This is a genomic window from Devosia sp. (assembly GCF_017307565.1).
GTDB lineage: Bacteria > Pseudomonadota > Alphaproteobacteria > Rhizobiales > Devosiaceae > Devosia.
The window spans coordinates 1-4294 of the sequence record NZ_JAFKHD010000064.1 but is presented as its reverse complement, the minus strand read 5'-3'; the positions used below and the strand labels follow the sequence as shown (position 1 = coordinate 4294).

Genomic DNA, 4294 nt, shown 5'->3' with positions numbered 1-4294 from the left:
TAAGTCTTAAGACTTGGGAGAGTAGGTCACTGCAAGGTCTGCCAAAAACACGTAACCTCTTCACGATACATAACAAAAGCCCCGGTTCATAAGAACCGGGGCTTTTTGCGTTAAAACGCAACGGACAAACACACCAAAACCAGAACAGAGCCGAACCCGAAAGGGCCTTCATTTCCGCGTCTTCACAGAGCATCTCCGTCCGGACGTCGACGCGAGCTGCTGGTCTAAAATGAACAAAGAAAAGGCGGGCCTCTGGCCCGCCTTTTGCGTTTCTACCAAACGATTGGATGCGTTTGGCCGTTGGAAACATTGACGAAACCGTCTGGCGCCAGCGGCGAGGGGGCCACCAGTACCCAGCGCCAGGGCGAGCAGGTCAGCGTGGCGAACGCCAGGCGCTCGGGAAAACCTGGCCACCAGCGCGGCGAGAAGGTGGGTTCGTATATCCACTCGATCGTTTCGCCCTGCCGGTAGAGCTCGAGCATTTCCTTGTCGAGCTCGGGAGCGGGACGACAGGTCATCAGGCCACCGACTTCATAGCGCACGGTCGCAAGTACCTTACCGCCGCTGACCAGGGCCCATCCGCCCTGGATCTCATTGAGCGCGTTAACGGCCAGAGCCATCGCCTCGTCCGACGAGCCTACGACCCAGATATTGTGCTTGTCATGGCCCATCGAGCAGGCGAGCGCCGTATCGTCTGTCTTCGGACCTGTGCCCAGCCAGAACATTCTGGCCGTCTTTCCCTCGCCCGAGAAACGATCGACGATGGCGAATTTTGTAATGTTCCGCTCGCTGTCGCGCTGCACGAGACCATCGACCACAGGCAGTTCGGCGGTGATGAACTCGTCGTGCCAGTGGAAGGGGCGGAGCAGTGCTGCATTGACGCTTTCTCGACCATCCGGGGCCGCGATCGCAAAGTCCGCAGCGGTCATCTTGCGTTGGATATTGACCGACGTGGTCGCCCATTCGGGCCAGTCGATCTTTGGTACCTCGGCAGTATAGGTCTTGCCCGAGGACACCTGCTGTCCGTCAGCCCAAACTTCGCCAATGCCGAGAGTCTTCTCGTCATCGAGCAGCACCAGGTCGGCAAAGCGGCCGGGCGCAATCGCGCCGACCCATGGCGTCAGTCGCATGTGCCGCGCCGGGTTGATAGTGACAAGCTGCACCGCGATTTCGAGCGGAAGCCCCGCTTCCATGGCGAGCCGCACATTGTGGTCGGTCGCGCCAAGCTTCATCGTGTCCGAAGCGCTGCGGTCGTCCGTGCAAAGCGCGAAATTGGACCAGTCCTGCTGGCCCTGCGCCAGAAGCCCGGTGATGATGTCCTTGAGCGAATGCGGACGCAGCTCCATGAAAAGACCGCGGCGCAGTTTGTCGGCGACCTCTTCGGGGGTCCAGGCTTCGTGGTCCGAAGCCATGCCGGCGCCGGCGAAGGCATTGATATCATTGATCGCCCGCATGCCTGCAGCGTGGCCCTCGACCACGCCGCGCTGTGCAAATGTCGCTTCGATCATACCCCAGAGCCGCTCATACGAGGGATTTTCTGGGTTCCATACCGCCGGCCAATCCATGACTTCATCAAGGCCTGCGACCAGCAGGTGGTCACGCAAAAATTCGTTCTGCTCGGCAAAGCCAAAATGCCCGCCACCCCACTCATAGGCGGTCGGCGGTACGGCCGATCCTGGCAGCGGGAAGATCTTCGCTGGCGAACCGGCGCGCCGCGCAGTCAGCCAGAATTCGAGATTTTTCGGGCCGTTGACGTTGGAAAATTCGTGGCTCGCCTCGCAGGTCCAGGTGCAGCCATGCGGCAAAACGAGCGCTGCTTCCCATTCCGGGGTCAGGTGGCTCGACTCGATATGCTTATGCACCTCGCCAAATCCTGGCACGGCGCTGAACTGGAGGCGATCAACGCGCTCGGCGACTTCCCCGGGATAGGCGCCGGCGGGGCCGACCCAGGCGATGCGGCGGCCGGAAATGACGATCTCCTGATCCTCGTGCCAGTTACGGCCATAGGTGTCGAGAAGCCGCCCAACGCGCACGGCGCGATCCGCTGGCTTCTTGCCCAGCGCGACGAGCGCAAGGTGCTTGCGGATCGCCACTTCGTCCTTGGCGTTGACAATGAGGTCGTCGGGGAGGGGAGTGGTCACGGCGTTTCCAGTCTCAAAACAGATAGGCCGGCGCCGTGGCGCCGACCTCTTGCATTGTCCCATAGGGTAGTTCGGGCGGGCAAGCCAGATCAGGCCTTGCCTGCAGCCCAATCGCAGAGCTGGGTCCAGAGGCGGTCGTAGCCAGCCCAGTCGACGAACGGCGGCGGCGCCCAGTGCGGACCACAATCGGAAGCGAAGGCGACACTGCGGCCCTTGCCGAAATCACCGGACACGATCAGCGGGTCATCGCCAACGCTGGCAACGAGCGACGTGCCGGGTTTGGCGGCAATGCGATTGTAGCCGAGAAGGATCGGCCAGGTGGCTTCGAGGCCAGCAACGATGGGGTGGGCGGCATCGCTCACGATGGGCTCGATGCCTTGCGGCGCCTCGACACGATCGTCGCCCTTTTCGATGGTGACGGGCAGCGCTTCCTCGATCGGCGAGCCGGCATATTGCCCCTTGGCGTCAATGCCCTGGAAGGTCAGGTAGCCGCCCACCATGACGAGACCGCCGCCATTGGCGACATAGTCGCGGATCGAGGCGAGACGGTTGGGCAGGACGCGGGATTTGGTGAAGGTTTCGGGGTGCAGCAGCAGTGTATTGGCGCCGATATCGGAGAGCAGCACCACATCATAGGCCGCGAGATCTTCGGCAGTGAAGGGGAAATCGCGGGCCGCGACATGCGAGGGTTGGAAGGTGACGTCCCAGCCGCCCTTCTCCAGGGCCGCCTTTAGCCAGCGCACGCCTTCGGCATATTCGGTCGTCGTGAAGCTATCGAACCCCTTCTGGTGAATCGAATGCACGGTCCAGGATTCGCCGGCGATGAGGATGCGTTTGGTCATTTTAGGCCTTTATGCGAAGCGTTTTAGGAGGGGCGACGGATTTTCGCGTCACCAATTCCACCGGCAGTCGGGTTTCGGCAGCCGGGGTCTGCCCTTCGAGAAGGGCAAGGAGATGTTTCACCGCCAGTTCGCCCATGGCGGCGACCGGCTGGCGAATGGTCGTCAGCGGTGGATCGACGAGGGCCGCAAAGGCCATGTCGTCGAAACCAACGAGGCTGATGTCGTAGGGAATGGACAGGCCGTGCTCGCGCACGACCTGCATCACGCCGATGGCGATGTAGTCGGAGCAGGCAAGAATGGCTGTCGGCAGATCGACCGCATCGAGCAGCACAGAGGCGGCGGCGACGCCATAGTCCCGGGTGTAGTCGCCCAGCATCACCCAGCCCGGCCGCACCGGCAGGCCTGCCTCATCCATGGCGCGGGTGAAACCGGCGAGGCGTTCATTGACGCTCATCAGTCGATGCGGGCCACCGATCAGGGCGATTTCCGTGTGCCCATTGGCGATAAGGTGCCTCGTCGCGAGATAGGCGCCCTCAGCATTGTCGACGAAGACGCGCGGCACGCTGACCCCGTCGATGTCTTCATCGAGCAGCACGACATTTTCCCGACCGGCAAGGAGGCCAGCAAGCGACCCGTCGTCCACCCGGTTGGTGGTCATGATCAGCCCGTCGACATGGCTGTCGGCCATGCGGCGGATGGCGTTGACCTCGGCATCGGCATTGCCGCCGGTCGAGGTGATATAGACCGAATAGCCATTGGCGTGGGCCTGCCGCTCCACGGAGGCGGCGAGCTCGGCAAAGAAGGGGTTGGCAATGTCCGGTGTGACGAGGGCTATCGCTTCCGACTTGCCGGTGGAGAGACGCCGCGCCAGCAGGTTGGGGCGATAGTCGAGCTTGGCTATGGCGGCATCGATCCGGTCGCGCGTCGCCTGGGGCAGCTCGATGCGATTGTTGAGATAGCGCGAAACGGCCGTGGGCGAGACCCCGGCTTCGGCAGCAACATCGCTTAGCGTGGCCATTTCCGCCCCCTAAATGCCATGGCGCTCCTTCCATGCGGCGACGATGCGCAGGCTTTCGCCGAGGACGCCTGCAATCAGCGCCTCGCCCTTTGCTGCCGTGGCAGGCCGCGGGTCGCCGAAAACACCGGATGGATTGAAGTCGCGAAACTGCATCGGCTCGCTGCCGAAGGTCGGTGGAAAGCTGGGATAGGAGGGCTCGGCCCGCGCCATGTCGACGCCTTCGGGCGCAACCGCCAGCATGATGGCGGTCTCCACTTCGTCGGCGTGATAGAAACCGGGGCCGGCAGGCTCGC

The 4294-nt window shown here is 62.7% G+C and carries 4 protein-coding genes; all 4 read right to left on the bottom strand.

Annotation, left to right across the window (positions count from 1 at the left end; translation table 11 throughout):
* Nucleotides 1-272: 272 nt before the first annotated feature.
* Entirely contained in the window at nucleotides 273-2204 is a 1932-nt protein-coding gene (locus J0I64_RS01280) for an adenine deaminase (RefSeq protein WP_291405641.1), read from the bottom strand.
* Nucleotides 2205-2230: 26 nt separating this feature from the next.
* A complete protein-coding gene (locus J0I64_RS01275; RefSeq protein WP_291405639.1) occupies nucleotides 2231-2983 on the bottom strand; it encodes a glutamine amidotransferase in 753 nt (250 codons plus the stop codon).
* A 1-nt stretch (nucleotide 2984) separates the two neighbouring features.
* Entirely contained in the window at nucleotides 2985-4001 is a 1017-nt protein-coding gene (locus J0I64_RS01270; protein ID WP_291405637.1) for a LacI family DNA-binding transcriptional regulator, read from the bottom strand.
* A 9-nt stretch (nucleotides 4002-4010) separates the two neighbouring features.
* On the bottom strand, nucleotides 4011-4294 hold a 284-nt coding region (locus tag J0I64_RS01265), incomplete at its 5' end, for a creatininase family protein (RefSeq protein WP_291405635.1).